Origin of the sequence: Shewanella sedimentimangrovi, from assembly GCF_017354965.1 — a bacterium.
Lineage (GTDB): Bacteria > Pseudomonadota > Gammaproteobacteria > Enterobacterales > Shewanellaceae > Shewanella > Shewanella cyperi.
Genome location: NZ_CP071502.1, coordinates 951,695 through 967,177 on the forward strand (window position 1 = coordinate 951,695; position 15,483 = coordinate 967,177).

General features: G+C 57.3%; 14 protein-coding genes. 4 read left to right on the forward strand and 10 right to left on the reverse strand.

Features of this window, described 5'->3' with window-relative positions:
• Positions 1-69: 69 nt before the first annotated feature.
• Positions 70-333: an Lpp/OprI family alanine-zipper lipoprotein gene (locus tag JYB85_RS03965; protein WP_207322121.1), complete on the reverse strand. Its 264-nt coding sequence runs from the start codon at positions 331-333 to the stop codon at positions 70-72.
• Positions 334-529: 196 nt separating this feature from the next.
• A complete protein-coding gene (locus JYB85_RS03970; RefSeq protein WP_207381156.1) occupies positions 530-1,789 on the reverse strand; it encodes a multifunctional CCA addition/repair protein in 1,260 nt (419 codons plus the stop codon).
• A gap of 164 nt (positions 1,790-1,953) precedes the next feature.
• On the opposite strand from JYB85_RS03970, the gene JYB85_RS03975 reads away from it, so the two are divergent.
• Together JYB85_RS03975 and JYB85_RS03980 are read left to right on the forward strand one after the other, a co-directional pair.
• Positions 1,954-3,642 carry an ExeA family protein gene (locus tag JYB85_RS03975; RefSeq protein WP_207381157.1) on the forward strand — a complete coding sequence of 563 codons (1,689 nt, stop codon included), beginning with the start codon at positions 1,954-1,956 and terminating at the stop codon, positions 3,640-3,642.
• Positions 3,642-4,649, forward strand: coding sequence for a general secretion pathway protein GspB (locus JYB85_RS03980; RefSeq protein ID WP_207381158.1), 1,008 nt, complete (start codon positions 3,642-3,644; stop codon positions 4,647-4,649). Before JYB85_RS03975 ends, JYB85_RS03980 begins: the two co-directional genes overlap by 1 nt.
• A gap of 94 nt (positions 4,650-4,743) precedes the next feature.
• Here JYB85_RS03980 and nhaD read toward each other — a convergent pair whose 3' ends face one another.
• The 4 genes from nhaD to JYB85_RS04000 form a co-directional block, all read right to left on the reverse strand.
• Positions 4,744-5,991 (reverse strand): sodium:proton antiporter NhaD, encoded by a 1,248-nt coding sequence (gene nhaD, locus JYB85_RS03985; protein ID WP_207381159.1) that lies wholly within the window; start codon positions 5,989-5,991, stop codon positions 4,744-4,746.
• A 480-nt stretch (positions 5,992-6,471) separates the two neighbouring features.
• Positions 6,472-7,755 carry a glutamate-1-semialdehyde 2,1-aminomutase gene (gene hemL / locus JYB85_RS03990; protein ID WP_207381160.1) on the reverse strand — a complete coding sequence of 428 codons (1,284 nt, stop codon included), beginning with the start codon at positions 7,753-7,755 and terminating at the stop codon, positions 6,472-6,474.
• Between the two features lie 29 nt (positions 7,756-7,784).
• On the reverse strand, positions 7,785-8,804 hold the full coding sequence (locus tag JYB85_RS03995) for an aspartate carbamoyltransferase (protein ID WP_207381161.1): 1,020 nt from the start codon (positions 8,802-8,804) through the stop codon (positions 7,785-7,787).
• A 139-nt stretch (positions 8,805-8,943) separates the two neighbouring features.
• The gene (locus JYB85_RS04000; protein WP_207381162.1) at positions 8,944-10,659 is read right to left on the reverse strand and encodes a chloride channel protein; all 1,716 of its coding nucleotides are present in this window, start codon (positions 10,657-10,659) and stop codon (positions 8,944-8,946) included.
• Between the two features lie 127 nt (positions 10,660-10,786).
• On the opposite strand from JYB85_RS04000, the gene JYB85_RS04005 reads away from it, so the two are divergent.
• Entirely contained in the window at positions 10,787-11,590 is an 804-nt protein-coding gene (locus JYB85_RS04005; RefSeq protein WP_207381163.1) for a DUF6776 family protein, read from the forward strand.
• The gene (gene erpA / locus JYB85_RS04010; protein ID WP_207322130.1) at positions 11,583-11,933 is read left to right on the forward strand and encodes an iron-sulfur cluster insertion protein ErpA; all 351 of its coding nucleotides are present in this window, start codon (positions 11,583-11,585) and stop codon (positions 11,931-11,933) included. The genes JYB85_RS04005 and erpA overlap by 8 nt, the downstream gene beginning before the upstream one ends.
• An 86-nt stretch (positions 11,934-12,019) precedes the next feature.
• Here the strand turns inward: erpA and JYB85_RS04015 are convergent, their stop codons facing one another.
• From JYB85_RS04015 to JYB85_RS04030, 4 genes are all read right to left on the reverse strand, one after another.
• A complete protein-coding gene (locus tag JYB85_RS04015) occupies positions 12,020-12,433 on the reverse strand; it encodes a hypothetical protein (RefSeq protein WP_207381164.1) in 414 nt (137 codons plus the stop codon).
• A gap of 9 nt (positions 12,434-12,442) precedes the next feature.
• Positions 12,443-12,823, reverse strand: coding sequence for a DUF2750 domain-containing protein (locus JYB85_RS04020; protein ID WP_207381165.1), 381 nt, complete (start codon positions 12,821-12,823; stop codon positions 12,443-12,445).
• A gap of 119 nt (positions 12,824-12,942) precedes the next feature.
• Positions 12,943-14,052, reverse strand: coding sequence for an anhydro-N-acetylmuramic acid kinase (locus JYB85_RS04025; protein WP_207381166.1), 1,110 nt, complete (start codon positions 14,050-14,052; stop codon positions 12,943-12,945).
• Positions 14,053-14,060: 8 nt separating this feature from the next.
• Complete coding sequence (locus JYB85_RS04030) at positions 14,061-15,464, reverse strand: peptidoglycan DD-metalloendopeptidase family protein (RefSeq protein WP_207381167.1); 1,404 nt, start codon at positions 15,462-15,464, stop codon at positions 14,061-14,063.
• Between the last annotated feature and the right edge of the window lie 19 nt (positions 15,465-15,483).

The window sequence follows — 15,483 nt, forward strand, 5'->3', positions numbered from 1 at the left end:
AAGCCTGACTTTGGCAAATTTCAGGCAAAAAAATACCGGTAGCCCCGTTGGAGGCTACCGGCACCCACATTACTTCTTGTAGCGAGAAGCAACGTTGTCAAGACGGTCGTTGGCGCGCTTGGCTTCGGCTTGAGCGTCCATAGCAGCAGCTTTGGCAGCTTTTGCATCGGCAGCGATTTCACCTTGAGAAGCTTTCAGAGAGCTAACTTCAGCTGACAGTTGGTCAACTTTGTTGCCCAGGTTAGCAACGCTTTCTTCCAGAGCGGTAGTGTTGGCACAGCCACCCAGCAGAGCAGTCATAGCAACACCAGCAATCAGCAGTACTTTTTTCATGAATAAATCCCTTCGAAATAGGTTGGATTTTAAGTTATCAGTTGCGGGGCAACTGAAGCGCGCTAATTATGTCACAGCCAATTTTTTTTGCTACGAATATTCATCAATTAGCCTGTTTACCTTAACTAATCCTCAGTCAATTGCAAGTCTGAAGCCGAATCAGTGAATTTTGTCACCATTTTTTAACAGCTTATTGTCAATTTATGGGCGTTTGACCGGTACTTGGCGCAATATTTTTCACCGTCTTGAACTGTGATATTTGTCTCACTCTTTGGCGCTGTATTTCGGCCTTAATTTCCGCCCCTTTAAATCCCGCTGAAATGATATTTTTTACCTCAACCTGAAGGGCGAGCGTAAAACATTCGCGCACATATTCGCCCTGTGGATAGGGGGCTTCTTCGAAGCCGGTTCGGCCACGCATATCGGCCTCACAGGAAAGCAAGAGTTGCTCCAGCCGCTCCGGTTTTCGCCACAGATCGGCCTTGTCGAAAATCTTAACCAGGGTCTCGGCCCTCAGTTCGAAGGCCTGATGCAGATTTTGATGTTGGTCGCTGACCAGCAGGGCCAGATCCCGGTATTCATTGGGGATCCGCAGGCGCTCGCACATCCTTTTTATCAAAGGCAGTCCCTTTTGACCGTGGCCATGGTGCTTGGGCCAGAGTTCACTGGGGGTAACACCCTTACCCAAATCGTGCACCAGGGCGGCAAAACGCACCGTTTTGTCTTCACTGAGCCTGGCCGCCTGGGCCAGCACCATCAGGGTGTGAACACCCGTGTCTATCTCCGGGTGCCAGCGCTCGGGCTGAGGGACGCCAAAGAGGGCATGGATTTCCGGAAACAGAACCTCAAGGGCACCACAGTCCTTCAGTACCTCGAAAAATACCTGGGGCGCCTCGGTGGCCAGGGCCCGCTCCAGTTCCTGCCACACCCGTTCGGCGGTCAAAGCTTCCAACTCGCCGCTGGCGGCGATGGAGGTCATCAATGCCATGGTCTCGGGGGCGACCTTAAACCCCTGGGGAGCGAAACGGGCGGCGAAGCGGGCGACCCGCAGCACCCGCAGCGGATCTTCGACAAAGGCCGCCGACACGTGCCGCAGCAATCTGGCTTCTATGTCCTTGAGTCCACCCCAGGGATCGTACAGCGCTCCTTGTTCATCCTGGGCTATGGCGTTGATGGTCAGATCCCGTCGTTGCAGATCTTCCTCCAGTGTCACCTCGGGACTGGCATGGCAGCTAAAGCCGCTGTAGCCGCTGCCGGTTTTGCGCTCGGTGCGGGCAAGGGCATATTCCTCCTGGGTATCGGGATGCAGAAACACGGGAAAGTCCTTGCCCACCTGGCGAAAGCCCTGGGACAACATCTCCTCCACGGTAGCACCCACCACCATGTAATCCCTGTCTTTCACCGGCAGACCCAGCAGGGCATCGCGGACGGCGCCACCGACCAAAAATCGTTTCACAATCAAATCCTCTTCTTTGTATGGCCAGAGCTTAGCATGGTCCCGGTGCCAATTCAGCTTGCCACCGGCCCGAGAGGCCGCCGCAGGCTTTGACTTTGACGGTCGCTGCCAGTAATTTGGGCTACAATCTTGGCCTGTGGGCCTCAAGTTTTAAGGGAATATCCATGTATAAGGCGTTCTATGGACTGAAAGAGAGTCCGTTTTCCATCGCCCCCAACCCCGACTTCCTGTTTCTCAGCGACAGGCACAGGGAGGCCTTGGCCCACCTGACCTATGGCCTGGGGGAGACCGGCGGCTTCGTGCTGCTGACGGGTGAAGTGGGCACAGGCAAAACCACAGTGTCCCGCTGCCTGTTGCGGCAACTGCCGGACAATACGGACACCGCCTTTATTCTCAATCCCTCGCTGACTGAGCAGGAGCTGCTGGCCACCCTGTGTGACGAGCTGAAAATCCCCTATGGCGAAGCCCCCAGCCTTAAGCAGTTGACCGATCTTATCAGCCGCTTCCTGTTGCAGAATCATCAGGCGGGCCGCAATACCGTGATGATCATCGATGAGGCCCAGCACCTGAGACCGGAGGTGTTGGAGCAATTGCGCTTGCTGACCAACCTGGAAACCGACACCAAGAAATTGCTGCAGGTCATATTGATAGGCCAGCCGGAGCTGCAACAACTGCTCAAGCGCCAGGAGCTGCGGCAACTGGCCCAGAGGATCACTGCCCGTTACCACCTGTTGCCCCTGACGCTGGAAGAAGTGGGTATGTATGTGCAGCACAGGCTGCAGGTGGCGGGGCGCTTCGAGCCCCTGTTCAACCGCAGTGCCATCAAGGTGCTGCACAAATTCAGCGGCGGTATTCCCAGGCTGATTAACCTGATGTGCGAACGGGCACTGATGGCGGGTTATGCCCGCTCCAGGGTGCCCATTGATGCCCGCATGGTGAGCCAGGCCGCGGCCGAGGTGCTAGGTCTGGAACCACCCAAACCCGGGCTGTGGCAGCGGCCATTACCGATTGCGATAGCCGCCGCCCTGACCTTCGGCGGCGCCCTGCTGTGGTTGAATCAACAAAGTGGTTTGCTGCCGGGTGCCGAAGCCGGGCAACAGCCTCCTGTCACGCCTCAGGTAGTAGTATCTGAAACGCCCGCGGCAACTCCCGCTGCCGAAGTGGTTACGTCTCAACTCCAGCCGACAAGCAGCATGGATGAGGCCCAGGCCGAGCGTCAGGCTCAGATCCAGGCCCAGGCGCGGGTGCTGAATATTGCCATCGCCGCCAGTCGCGAAATTGATACCGCCTTTGCGGCCCTGTTCGGTGCCTGGGGCGCCGCTCCTTACCGAGACTTGAGTCCCTGCCAGGGAGCACAGGCCCAGGGACTCGCCTGCCATCAGCAGCAGGGCAATTGGTTCAGCCTCACCCGGCTCAATTATCCGGCTGTGGTGTACCTGATGGACGATGAGGGCCAGGATTTTTATGGCACTGTACTGGCGCGCGACGGTGATTCGCTGTTGCTGCAACTTGCCGAGCAGCAACTGTGGGTGGAGCGGGACTGGTTTAACCGTCACTTTACCGGGACATTCGAGCTGTTTTGGCAGGCGCCGGCCCAGGCTGCCAGCGACATAGGGCGGGGATCGGCGCTGAGCCAGATCCAGTGGCTGGAAAACGGTTTGGCCCTGCTCGATGGGCGTCCCCCAAGACAAATGCAGAGTTTCGACAGCCAGTTGGAAATGCGCCTCAAACAGTTCCAGCGTCAACATGGCCTTAAGGCCGATGGCATTGCCGGCAGTCAGACCCAGGTGCAGCTTAATCTGTATCTGAGTCGTCAGGGGCCGCGTCTGGTGAGTAATGGGGGGCTGAGCTGATGTCGATTCTGCTTGATGCGGTCAGTCGCAGCCAACAGCAGCAGGGGGATTTGCTCAGCAGTCCAAGACCCTTGTATGAGGAGCCCAAGAGCGGTTTGCCCTTGGCCAATTTGTGGTTACCGGCGGCCCTGGTCCTGGCGATTGCCTCGGCCTGGGGAGTGAATCATTTTCTCAATGGCACTGTGGATGCCACTGCGGATGTTAATGCCAATGTTACCGCCGAAGGCGCCTATCCCGGTGTAGCTCAGGTTGAAAGCCGGCTACCGGCAGCTGAGTCTGCCCAGGTTGGGCTGGTGGGCGAAGTTACCCAGCAACCCGCCAAGTTGATGCCACACACGGCAGAGGCAGATACCGGTGTGCGTCTGGCAGGTAAGGTGGCCTTGCCTTTGTCCCGCAACTGGCAATCCCCCAATGCGCTGGTGGCGGTCGAAGCTTCTTCTCAGGAGCTTGAGTCGCTGGCGGCGCCGGAACAGACAGCAACAGCAGATGGGCTGAAGTTGGCAGAAGAGCCGTCGGTAACAGATGAAGAGCCAATTATCCTCGGCGCCGGGGCCAATCAGCGTGGCTTGGAAGCACTTGCTGCCCTGAAACAGGAAGTGGCTTCGGCCGCCGCCGAGGTAGGGCTGAGTCAGGTGCAAGAGAAAGCAAGGCCCCGCGTCGCTGATGCCGAGCTGGTCAGCGCCTTCCAGGCCGCGCTCAAGGAAGTGGAGTTCGACAAATCCGCCAACACCTCGGTGACCGAGCCCAAGCTTGATCCCATACCAGCGCCCAAAAAGGATTATCCCAAATACGGTGAGTTACCGGCGGCCCTGCAACTCAGGGTGCCCGAGTTCAATATCAACGCCCATGTGTATGCCACAGCCCCCAACAACCGTTGGCTCAATGTCGACGGGGCTGAACTGCAGCAAGGGGACAAGATCAAGGGGCTGTTAACCATAGTGGAGATCCGGCCCCGGGACGTGGTGCTGTCCATAGAGGGCACCGAGTTCAAGGTACCGGCTATCTAGCCAATTAGGGCAAGGCTATGAAAGCAAAAAGGCGCCCGGGGGCGCCTTTTTGTTTTCTCAGAATCAGCTTCAAATCTATGCTTAAGACCTAAGCTCAGGCGAAGAATTTGTATGCCATCAGCAGGGTCAGGGCATAGCCTGCGCTGTAGGACAGCAGCAGGGATGGCACGTACTTGAGATAGCTGACGAAGGTCAGTTCCTTCACCTTGCTCATGGCCACAATACCGGCCGCCGAGCCAATCACCAGCAGTGAACCACCCACACCCACGGCATAGGTCAGGCCCAGCCACTCGGGGGTAGTGAGTACCGGTTGTGCCTTCAGCAGGGCTGCGGTCAGGGGCACGTTGTCAATCAGTGCCGAACCCATACCCGTGACGAAGTTGGAAATATTGGGGTCGAACATGGCGTAGACCTCGGTCAGCATGTTCAGGGTACCGATTTCCTTAAGCATGCCCACCAGCAGCAGGATGCCGAGGAAGAACAGCAGGGTGTCGTATTCCACCTGACGTATGTACTCAAGGATCTTGATTTCTTCCTTGTCGCTGCGGGCGGTGTGGCCCACCAGGAACATGATGGACAGACCGCTGAGGAAGGTCAGTACCGGCGGTATGCCGAACAGCACGTTCAGCACCATGGTCATGATAATGGTGCAGAAGAAGATGACGGCAATGGCCACATCCACCTTCTGATAGCTGCGCTTGATGGGGGTGGTACTGACTTCGCCGCTGGCGTTCATGGAGAAGAGTACCGCCAGCAGCAGCACACTGGCGGCCGCGGGAATGAACAGGATCAGCAGTTCAGAGATATGCACGTGGCCGCTCAAAAAGATCATCAGCGTGGTTACGTCGCCTGTGATCAGTGCCACACCACCTGAATTCACCGCGAAGATGATCAGCACGGCCATACGGCGGCGCATCTGCTTGTCGAGTTTAAAGGTGGTCAACAGACCCAGGGACACCAGAGTGGCGGTGACGTTGTCACAGAAGGCCGACAGCAAGAGTGAGAACAGCGCCACCTGGATCATCAGCATGCGGACGGTGACTTTCTGCGGGAAAATCTTCTGCACCATTATCTGGATCATGCCCTTGGCGTTCAGATAGGCCACAAAGGTCATGGTTGACATCAGAAACAGCCAGAGCGTTGCGATTTCCAACAGGTTTTCGTTCAGAGACTCGGCCACCAGCTTGGTATGTTCGCCATTGCCGGCATGCATAAACAGGGCAATCCAGGAGACACAACCGAAAAACAGGGTGGTTTTGGCTTTGTTAAGGTGAGTAACCTCTTCAAAGATGATGCTCAGCAGTGCCAGCACTGCCAAAATGATCAGAAAGGTGTAGAGCATAAATGCATTTCCAACTGCTGATTGTATTTATTCAGGCCCGTTGGGGCCGAGAAATGCGCGGGCTGTTTCAGATAAGAAAAGCCGTTTGCATTGGTGCCTGTGGAAGGCGTGCGGATCAGACCATAACCAGGGGCAGAACGCAACTGTTAGCGGTATAACAATTCGTCTAATTTTTGTGAGCTGGATCAGGTGAAACATTTCATTTTGCAGAGATAAATCTGGAACATTTATTGTGATACAGAGATAAATGCTGAATTATCAAGTGGGCTGATTGGTTTGCTGGCAGCTTTAACTGACACTTGTTGGTATCGCCAGCAGATAATATTCAGTGCCAAATCAATTACCGGATCCTGACCGGTTTGTCGCTTAACCCCATGGCGTTTTATACCGCATCCAATATGCAGCAATACGGGCGCTATTCCTGACTTGAACAGCAAAAATAAAGGACGCCGCAGCGTCCTTTAATCGAAAAAGTGAGGCTTACTTCATGCGGGCCAGTACACGGTCGGCTGCGGCCAGGGTGGCCTCAATTTCCGCATCACCGTGGGCCATGGACAGGAAACCTGCTTCATAGGCGCTCGGTGCCAAATAGACACCTTCGTCGAGCATGCCGTGGTAGAAGGCGCGGAATTGTTCCATGTTGCAGCGGGTCACCTGCTCAAAACGGGTAATTTCCGGCTCGTCGGTGAAGAAGAAGCCGAACATGCCACCCACATAGTTGATGGCCATTGGGATGCCGTGCTTGTCTGCGGCGGCCTTGAAGCCTTCGGCGATGCGCTTGGTCTTGGCGGCGAGTTCCTCATAGAGGCCTTCGGCGCACAGGGCATCGAGCTGAGCCAAACCGGCGGACATGGCTATGGGGTTTCCGGACAGGGTTCCTGCCTGGTACACAGGACCGGCGGGGGCCAGATACTGCATCACTTCTTTCTTGCCACCAAAGGCGCCGACCGGCATACCGCCGCCGATAACCTTACCCAGAGTGGTGAGATCCGGCGTCACGCCGTAATGCCCCTGGGCGCCGCTCTTGGAGACGCGAAAGCCGGTCATCACTTCGTCGATGATCAGCAGGGCACCATATTGATCACACAGGGCGCGCAGACCTTGCAGGAAACCGGGGACCGGGGGAATACAGTTCATGTTACCGGCCACGGGCTCGATAATGATACAGGCGATTTCTTCCGGATATTGCTCGAAGAAGGTCTTCACCGAGTCCAGGTCGTTATAGACGGCGGTCAGGGTGTGCTTGGCGAAATCTTCCGGGATGCCGGGAGAGCTGGGTTGGCCCAGGGTCAGGGCGCCTGAGCCGGCCTTAACCAGCAGACAGTCGGCGTGGCCGTGATAGCAACCCTCAAATTTCAAAATCTTGTCGCGCTTGGTGAAACCGCGGGCCAAACGGATGGCGCTCATGGTGGCTTCGGTGCCTGAGCTGACCATGCGCACCTGATCCATGGAAGGCACCATCTCAATGACCTTTTCGGCCATGGTCACTTCCAGTTCGGTGGGCGCGCCGAAGGACAGGCCGTTGTGCACCGCCTTGAGTACGGCTTCACGAATGGCAGGGTGGTTGTGGCCGAGGATCATCGGGCCCCAGGAACCCACGTAATCAACATAGGCCTTGCCGTCGGCATCATAAATGTAGGCGCCATCGGCCTTCTCAATAAAGCGTGGGGTGCCGCCAACACCGTTGAAGGCGCGCACCGGCGAGTTTACACCGCCGGGAATGGATTTTTTTGCCTGTTCAAACAAGGTTTCGGAACGGGTCATGTATAGATCCTTTATGTCTTTGGCCGATATCAGAAATCGGCTTTGCGTGAATACCAGTTAACCGCACACTCATATTTTTCCAGCTGGCTGTCGACCCCCAGTGTCAGGGCAAACAGCGCCATGCGGATCAGCAAGCCATTGTCCGCCTGGCGGAAGATGGCCAGGTTCGGATGGCTGTTCAGATCATTGTCCAGCTCGTTGGCCTGGGCGCGGGAGTCCCGTGGCAGTGGATGCATGATGACTGTGTTGGACTTGCAGTGCTGGGTATAGATGCTGCGGTTGAGCCTGAACTTGCCGCGGTACTTGTTGGCCTCTTCCTGTGATGGGAAGCGCTCTTCCTGGATACGGGTCAGGTACAGAATATCCGCCTTGTCCAGGTGTCCTTCCAGCTGATCGGTAATTGTGACCTTGTGGCCGGCATTTTCAATGTCGGCGATCACATAATCGGGCATGGCCAGCTCGGTTGGCGAAATCAGGGTGAAATTGATGTTCTTGTACATACACAGCAAACGCGACAGCGAGTGCACCGTGCGGCCAAATTTCAGATCGCCCACCATGGCAATATGCATGCCGTCGATGCCGCGACCGCCCTGATTCAGTTCTTTTTGGATGGTGAACAGATCCAGCAGCGCCTGAGTCGGGTGTTCATTGGGGCCGTCGCCGCCGTTGATCACCGGCACCCGGCTGCCCTCAGCAAACTCACGCACCGAATAGGCATCGGGGTGGCGCATGGCGATGACGTCCGAATAGGTCGACAGCACCCTGGCCGTGTCGTACAGGGATTCACCCTTGGACAGGGAGGATGAGGCCATACCTACGGTTTCGGCCACCCGACCACCCAGGAGGTTGAAGGCGCAGCCAAAGCTGACGCGGGTGCGGGTGCTGGGTTCGAAAAACAGGTTGCCCAGAATCGCACCGTCGAGTACCCGGGTACGCTTTTCCCGCAGGGCATAGGGAGCCATACGTTCGGCGACACTGAAAATGGTGTGGATTGAGTCCAGATCCAACTGGTTTACGGAGAGGATGTGAGATCCCTGAAACTGAGTCATCAGCCTGTTTTCCAATAGCTAGGGGGCGTGGCAACCCTGGGTTGCGGCCCTGATTATTTGTAGGGTTTGGCTGAGGCGCAACTATAGCAGATGGGCGGGGGCTTTGAAATGGCGCCGGCCAAAATCCAGCGCTGGCGGATCAGACTTCGCCGGCACGGATTTGTTGTTGCAGATTGCCCCAGCTAATCACGCCCACCACCTGCTCCGGCGTGTCCTGATAGATGTAGACCTCGCCGCTGCGTTTGGGCAGCAGTAACTCATACACCTGGTCGAGGCTGGCATTGTCAGGTACGCCTTCCATGGGTTGGCGTGACAGGGTTGTCTCATCTTCGAAGGAATGCATTTCCAGGCGCAGCATCTCTATTTGCCCTTCGGCATTGCGTACCATCACGGGTCGGCCTTCGGCCCGCTTCAAGACTTCCAGCAACAGTTCATCATTGTTGTTCACTATCACAAAGCGCCTGTCCATGAGCGCCCGTACCCCGACCTTTTGCAGTCCCTGATTGACCGGGGGCACCTTGTAGCCCAGGCCCATCAGGTCAAGCTGGCGGAAGAATACCGACTCGGTACGGAACCATTGATGGGCGGTCAAAAACGCCGGCACCATCACGAACATGGCCGGCATTATGATGGCGGCATCATTGGTCAGCTCCAGCAGGGCCACCAGGGCGGCCAGGGGGGCGCTGAGGCAGACCCCCATCATGACCGTCATGCCGATCACTGTGTAGAGGCCGACGTAAGCGGCAATGGACGGGAACATCAGGCTGGTTACCAAGGCCAGTATCGCCCCCAGCAGCGCACCTATGCCGTAAAGGGGACCTATCAGGCCGCCGGGGATCCCAAGGCCAATGGCGGCTATGGTGGCTATCACCTTACCGGCCAGCAGTGCCAGCAGAAACCAGAGTGCCGGATTGTCCGAGATGGCAACATCGATGGCAAAGTCCCCGGAACCCAGGGCCTGGGGTAAGGCTATGCCCACTGCCGTGGTGATGGTACCGGCCAGCAACAGTCGGACTACCAGTGGCCAATGCTTTCCAAGTTGGGTAACCCGGAGCAGCGCTGAGTTGAAGCCGGCGGAAGCCACCCCCAGCACTATGCCGCCCAGGGCCAGCACTGGATAGTGATCCAACGGAATGCGGATCACTTCAATGCTGTCGTATTCGTGCACGTTGCCGAACACCAGCTGGCTGGAAACAGCGCCGCACAGGGCGGAAATAATGATGGGAAAGAAGTAATGGATCTTGTACTCGCGCACTATTACCTCGAATACGAAGATCACCGCCGCCAGCGGGGCATTAAAGGTGGCGGCAATCCCCGCCGCTATGCCGCTGGCGCACATGATGCGTACACTGTTGTCCGGCAAGCGGAACTTTTCCGCCAGCACGCTGGCGCTGACGGCGCCCAGATGAATGGCCGGGCCTTCGCGGCCCACGGAAAAGTTGGTACCCAAGGCAAACAGGGCCTGGAAAAACTGTCCCGGTGCCGACTGCAGCGGGATCTTGCCATAGTGCAATTTATAGCGGTGCAGCACATAGGCTATGCCCATGCGGCGGTAGCGGCGGGAACCCAGGGCCGCCACCATCCAGATCAACAGGGCGCCAATCAACGGCAGCAGCGCCCGCCAGTTGTGCAACATGTCACTGAAGTCCATTTCCTGAATATGGGTGTAACTATCGGCCCATTGCAGCAACAGGCGGAACAGCAGGATCACCAGAGACGCCAGGATGGCGAACAACAGCGCCAGGGCGCACAACTGCAGGCTGGTTCGGGCTTCGGACAACTTGTCCCTCAGCTCACCGCGCAGGTAGCTGTGGATCCCTTGCCTGAGTTTGATAAGCTTTGCTCGCACTGTCACGGAACCGCCTGCTGGAGTAGCACAAGCCCCCACAGGTTCGACTGGCCTTGGCGGGGTGCTTGCTGTTATTCTGCGCTGCCGGAGCCGCGACTCCGGCAAAATGTTTATTATAAGAGGTTGTTATCCAATGGGGAATTATCACCGCTGGCTGGATCGGCTGCAAGTGATGGAGCGCAAATTCAGGCCATCAAGCTGGTACCTCAGTGCCCTGATGCTGGTGGCCTTTGTGCTGGGAGCCCTGAGCTACCATTCCTGGTTGGCGCTGGATAATACCCCCATCAGCCTGGGGGGCGGTAAGAGCAAGCAGTTGGCGGCGCAGTTGACCGAGCAGGCCCAACAACTGGCCAGCCGCAACCTGGAGCTGGCGCTGGAGCGGGATGCCAATGACAGGCTGAAGCAGATGTTCGCCGAGCAGCATCAACAGCAAAAGGCGCTGGAGCGGGAGCTGGCCTTTTACCGGGCCATTATGGCGCCGGGGGAAAATGCCGATGGTGTGTCGATCCACGGTCTGGAATTGCTGCCCGGCTTGCAACCCGGGAGTCAAAAGCTCAAGCTGGTATTGACCCAGCTGCAAAAGCGTAAACAGGCGCTCAAGGGGCGGGTTGAGGCCACCTTGATAGGCCTGCGTGACAATAAGCCAACCGAGTTGGATATCAGCAAGGCCGGCGGCAAGTTCAGCGGTTTCGAATTCCGTTATTTTCAGGTACTGGAATCCGAGTTGCTGGTTCCGGCGGATTTCGAACTCAAGCGGGTGCGGGTCAAGGTGATAGTGCCGGCCAGCCGTTGGAGCAAAGGCGCCCAGACCGAGCAGGAATTCAGCCTGCCGGAGCTGCTGGAGGGCCAAAAAGAAGCCGGTATAATACTTGAACAAAATAGTCAGGTAACGGATAATTCGGCACAGAATACTGAAGTACGAGGTAGTAATGACTGATCAAGCTGACGCAGCAATGCCCATTAAGTTTACCGACGCGGCAGCTGCCAAGGTGAAGAGCCTGCTGGAAGAGGAGCAAAACGAGGCCCTCAAGCTGCGGGTATATGTGACCGGTGGCGGTTGTTCCGGTTTCCAGTACGGATTCACCTTTGATGAGAAGGTCAATGAGGGTGACTTCACCGTCGAGAAGCAGGGCGTACAGCTGGTGGTGGACCCCATGAGTCTGCAGTACCTGGTCGGTGGCGAAGTGGATTACACCTCTGGCCTGGAGGGTTCACGTTTCTTCGTGAAGAACCCCAATGCCACCACCACCTGTGGTTGCGGTGCCAGCTTCTCCGTTTGATGCCGCGCCCGGGTCTCTGAATCGCAATCAAAAAGCCGTCCCAAGGGACGGCTTTTTTGTGCCTTACGGTCGGCTTGTTCGCCGATTTATTGCATTAAATTGAAGCTCTGGCTGCGCTTGAACCATTGGGCCACCTTGGGGGTGAAGGCCAGCCACACCTGCACCATGCTCAGGGCGATGAGAATGGCAAAGATGGCATAATCGGACAGCTTAAGCTCCATTCCGCCAACATTGAGGCTGTTGGGCCCTGTGCTGACGTTGCTGCCCTGATCCAGGATAAAGGGCATCAGGCTCACCAGCGCCAGCTGCACCAGAGTATAGCCGCGCAGGAACCACAGGCCGGCGCGCTGGCGTGCCAGCACGGCCAGCACCATCAGCAGGGTCAGGATGCAGAAGCTCACTCCCTGTTGAACCCAAAGACCGCTGACGGCGGCAGCCGCGTACAGCAGGATCAGGGCCAGCAGGCGTTTGGGCATCTGCTTCAAGGGTAACTCGGCCATCACAGACTCCTAGTGCTTGGTCTTGGGCTGCAGGCGTTGTTGCAGTTCCCAGGGCTGTACCACCACACCCAGATCGTCCTGCACCGGGAATACGGCCACCATCAGTTCGTCGTCTTCCATGCCGGACACCCAGCGTTCTTCCCATTCATTCAGCGGAATGGACAGGGGCTGGCAGTCCTGCCAATCGTCCACGGCCCACTGGGCAGCGGCTTCTTCCGATGGCCACATGGGGATGCAGTCTTCATCTTCGGTGGTCAGCATGACGCAGCCGTCATTGTCCTGCAGGGTCCAGATTTCCTTGTGTTCCTTGACCTGTTCCACCAGGTAGTCGTAGCGGCCTTCCGGGGTGAGGGCGGTAATTTGGGCCAGGGATTTGCGCTGATTGCTCATGGTTATGTGCTCAATAAGGGGCTTAATGGGCGCGATGTTAACATCTGCCGTTGGTGAGAAAAAGTTCAGTGTGTGTAAAAGTCGGGGCCGGGGCGCTGCTGGCCCCGGCAAGAGCTGCTTCAGGCTGCGGGGAAACGGGCACCCAGCACCGCTTCGCGGCTGGCTCCCGTGACCGCCGGCAGGTTGGCCGGCAGACCCAAATCGTGCCTCAGTGCCAGCCAGGCAAAGGCGATACCCTCAACCCACTTGGGATCAACTCCCAGTGCCGAGGTTGTGGCCACACTGTAGCCCGGCAGTAGGGCAGCCAAGCGTCGCATCAGGGCGCCGTTAAGGGCGCCACCGCCACAGACATAGAGCTCACCCTTGGCCGACAGTTTGTTGATGTCCTGGGCAATGCTGTGACAGGTGAGATCCAGCAGGGTCGACTGCACATCTTCCTCCGCCAGATTGCCATAGGGCGCCAGTTGCTGCTCCAGCCAGGCATGGTTGAACAGTTCCCGCCCTGTGCTCTTGGGGTAATCGAGTGAAAAGTAGGGGTGTGACAGCAACTGGGCCAGCAGTGCCGGGTGGGTCGTGCCCTCTTCGGCAAAGGCACCGTCGCGGTCGAAACTTTCCTGGCGCACTTCGCGGATCCAGGCATCTATCAGGGTGTTGCCCGGGCCGGTATCAAAGCCCAGCACCTTGTCGGCGTTACCGGGCAGATAGGTGAGGTTGGCTATGCCACCTATGTTGAGGATGATCCGCTGCTGGCCTTCGCGGGCAAACAGTTGCTGGTGGAAGGCCGGTACCAGGGGCGCGCCCTGGCCACCAAGGGCTATGTCCTTGCGGCGAAAGTCGGCAATCACGTCTATGCCCGTCATGGCCGCTATGGTGTTGGGATCGCCAATTTGCAGGGTAAAGCCCACTTCCAGATTCGGCATGTGGCGCACCGTCTGGCCGTGACTGCCGATGGCGCGCACCTGGGATTTGTCTACCCCGGCAACGTTCAGTAACTCGTTGACCGCCTTGGCAAACAGCAGGCCAACGCTGCGATCGAGCCGCCCCAGGCGGTTGATTTCATCCTGGCCCGGCTGGCACAGGCGCTGCAACCCCTTGAACAGGTGCTCGGGAAAGGCTTCGGTATGGCTGGCCACCAGGGCCGGGGCGTCACCGGCAAAGTCCACCAGTACGGCATCGACACCGTCCATGCTGGTGCCGGACATCAGCCCCACGTAATAGGCACTTTTCATCGGGATACTCAGGGCGTCATCGCCACTTGCAGTTGCTTGTTATGTTGAAGTTTAGCCATCAAATCCTGGCTGATAAGGGTAAATTTGGCCTTGTCGGCGGCGGCAATGGATTCGGCCTTGGGCAAATCCACTGTACGGGGGTTGCGGTGTACGCCGTTGACGATAAATTCGTAGTGCAGATGGGCGCCGGTGACCCGTCCTGTTTTACCCAGGGTGCCCACGACCTGCCCCTGCTTGACCGTGTCGCCCTTTTTCACCTTGCGTTTGTTCAGATGCAGGTACTTGGTGGTATAGGTTTCATTGTGCTTGATAAACACATAGTTGCCGTTGAACTGGTTGTAGCCCGCCTCTATCACCCGCCCCCGACCGGCAGCCTTGATGGGGGTGCCTATGGCCGCCACATAGTCCACACCCCTGTGGGCCTTGACCTGGCCCGTGACCGGATGCAGGCGCTTGGGGTTGAAGTTGGAGCTGACGTACTTGAAGTCCACCGGTGAGCGCAGGAAGGCCTTGCGCATGCTCTGGCCGGACTCGGAATAGTAGTTGCCATCGCTGAAGCGTACCGCAGTATAACGGTCGCCCTGATTGATGAATTCGGCAGCCAGAATGGCGCCGTTCTTGAGAAATTCACCGTCGGCAAATTGCTGCTCATAGATAAGGGCAAAGGTATCGCCCTCACGCAGATCCAAAGCAAAGTCTATGTCCCAGCCAAAAAGCGTCGCCAGCTCCATGATTTGCGAAGCGGTTAAACCGGCATCAACTGCCGCATTCCAGAAGTTGCTCTTGATGCTGGCCTGGGCAAATTGGGTACGCAGCTCCACTTCCTTGACCTGCACATCTTCACGGTAACCTTCACCATCGCGGCGGATAAACAGGGTGGAGACCGCGTCTATGCGGTAGCTGAGTTCGGTCAGCTGTCCCTCGGCATCCTTTGCTATCACCAGTTCTTCACCGGGCATGATCTTCAGCAGATTCTTTTTCGCCAGCGGCAGCTGGGTTATTTCATAGACATCGCGGCTCGACAGATTGGCGCGCTGGAACAGGGCGGCGAGGGTGTCGCCCTTTTCCACTTCAAAGTGCTCCACGGTTTGGTGCAGTTTGTCGCTGTCCTTGGCCTGTGGCGCCAGCGGTTCTTCTATTTTGGGCTCCACTATGGCGCCGGGCACACGGGTGCCAAGCTCGGTATCGGGATTACCTGAGTCGTTGCTGGGGGCTGTGGGGGTACGAAAGGCCAAAGGCAGCTGATAGCGTTCCCCGGTTTCCGCATGGGTACTGGGCTCGTCGGCATTTTTTGATGCCTGGGCGGGCTCAGAGGGGAAAAACAGGCTGGCAGTGACAAAAAGCAACAAAATACTCACTATGATCTGGTGCTTTTTCGGGAGTAATTTGAAGAGTGTAATGACCTTTCCCATTGAGCCCTTTACCGTTTAC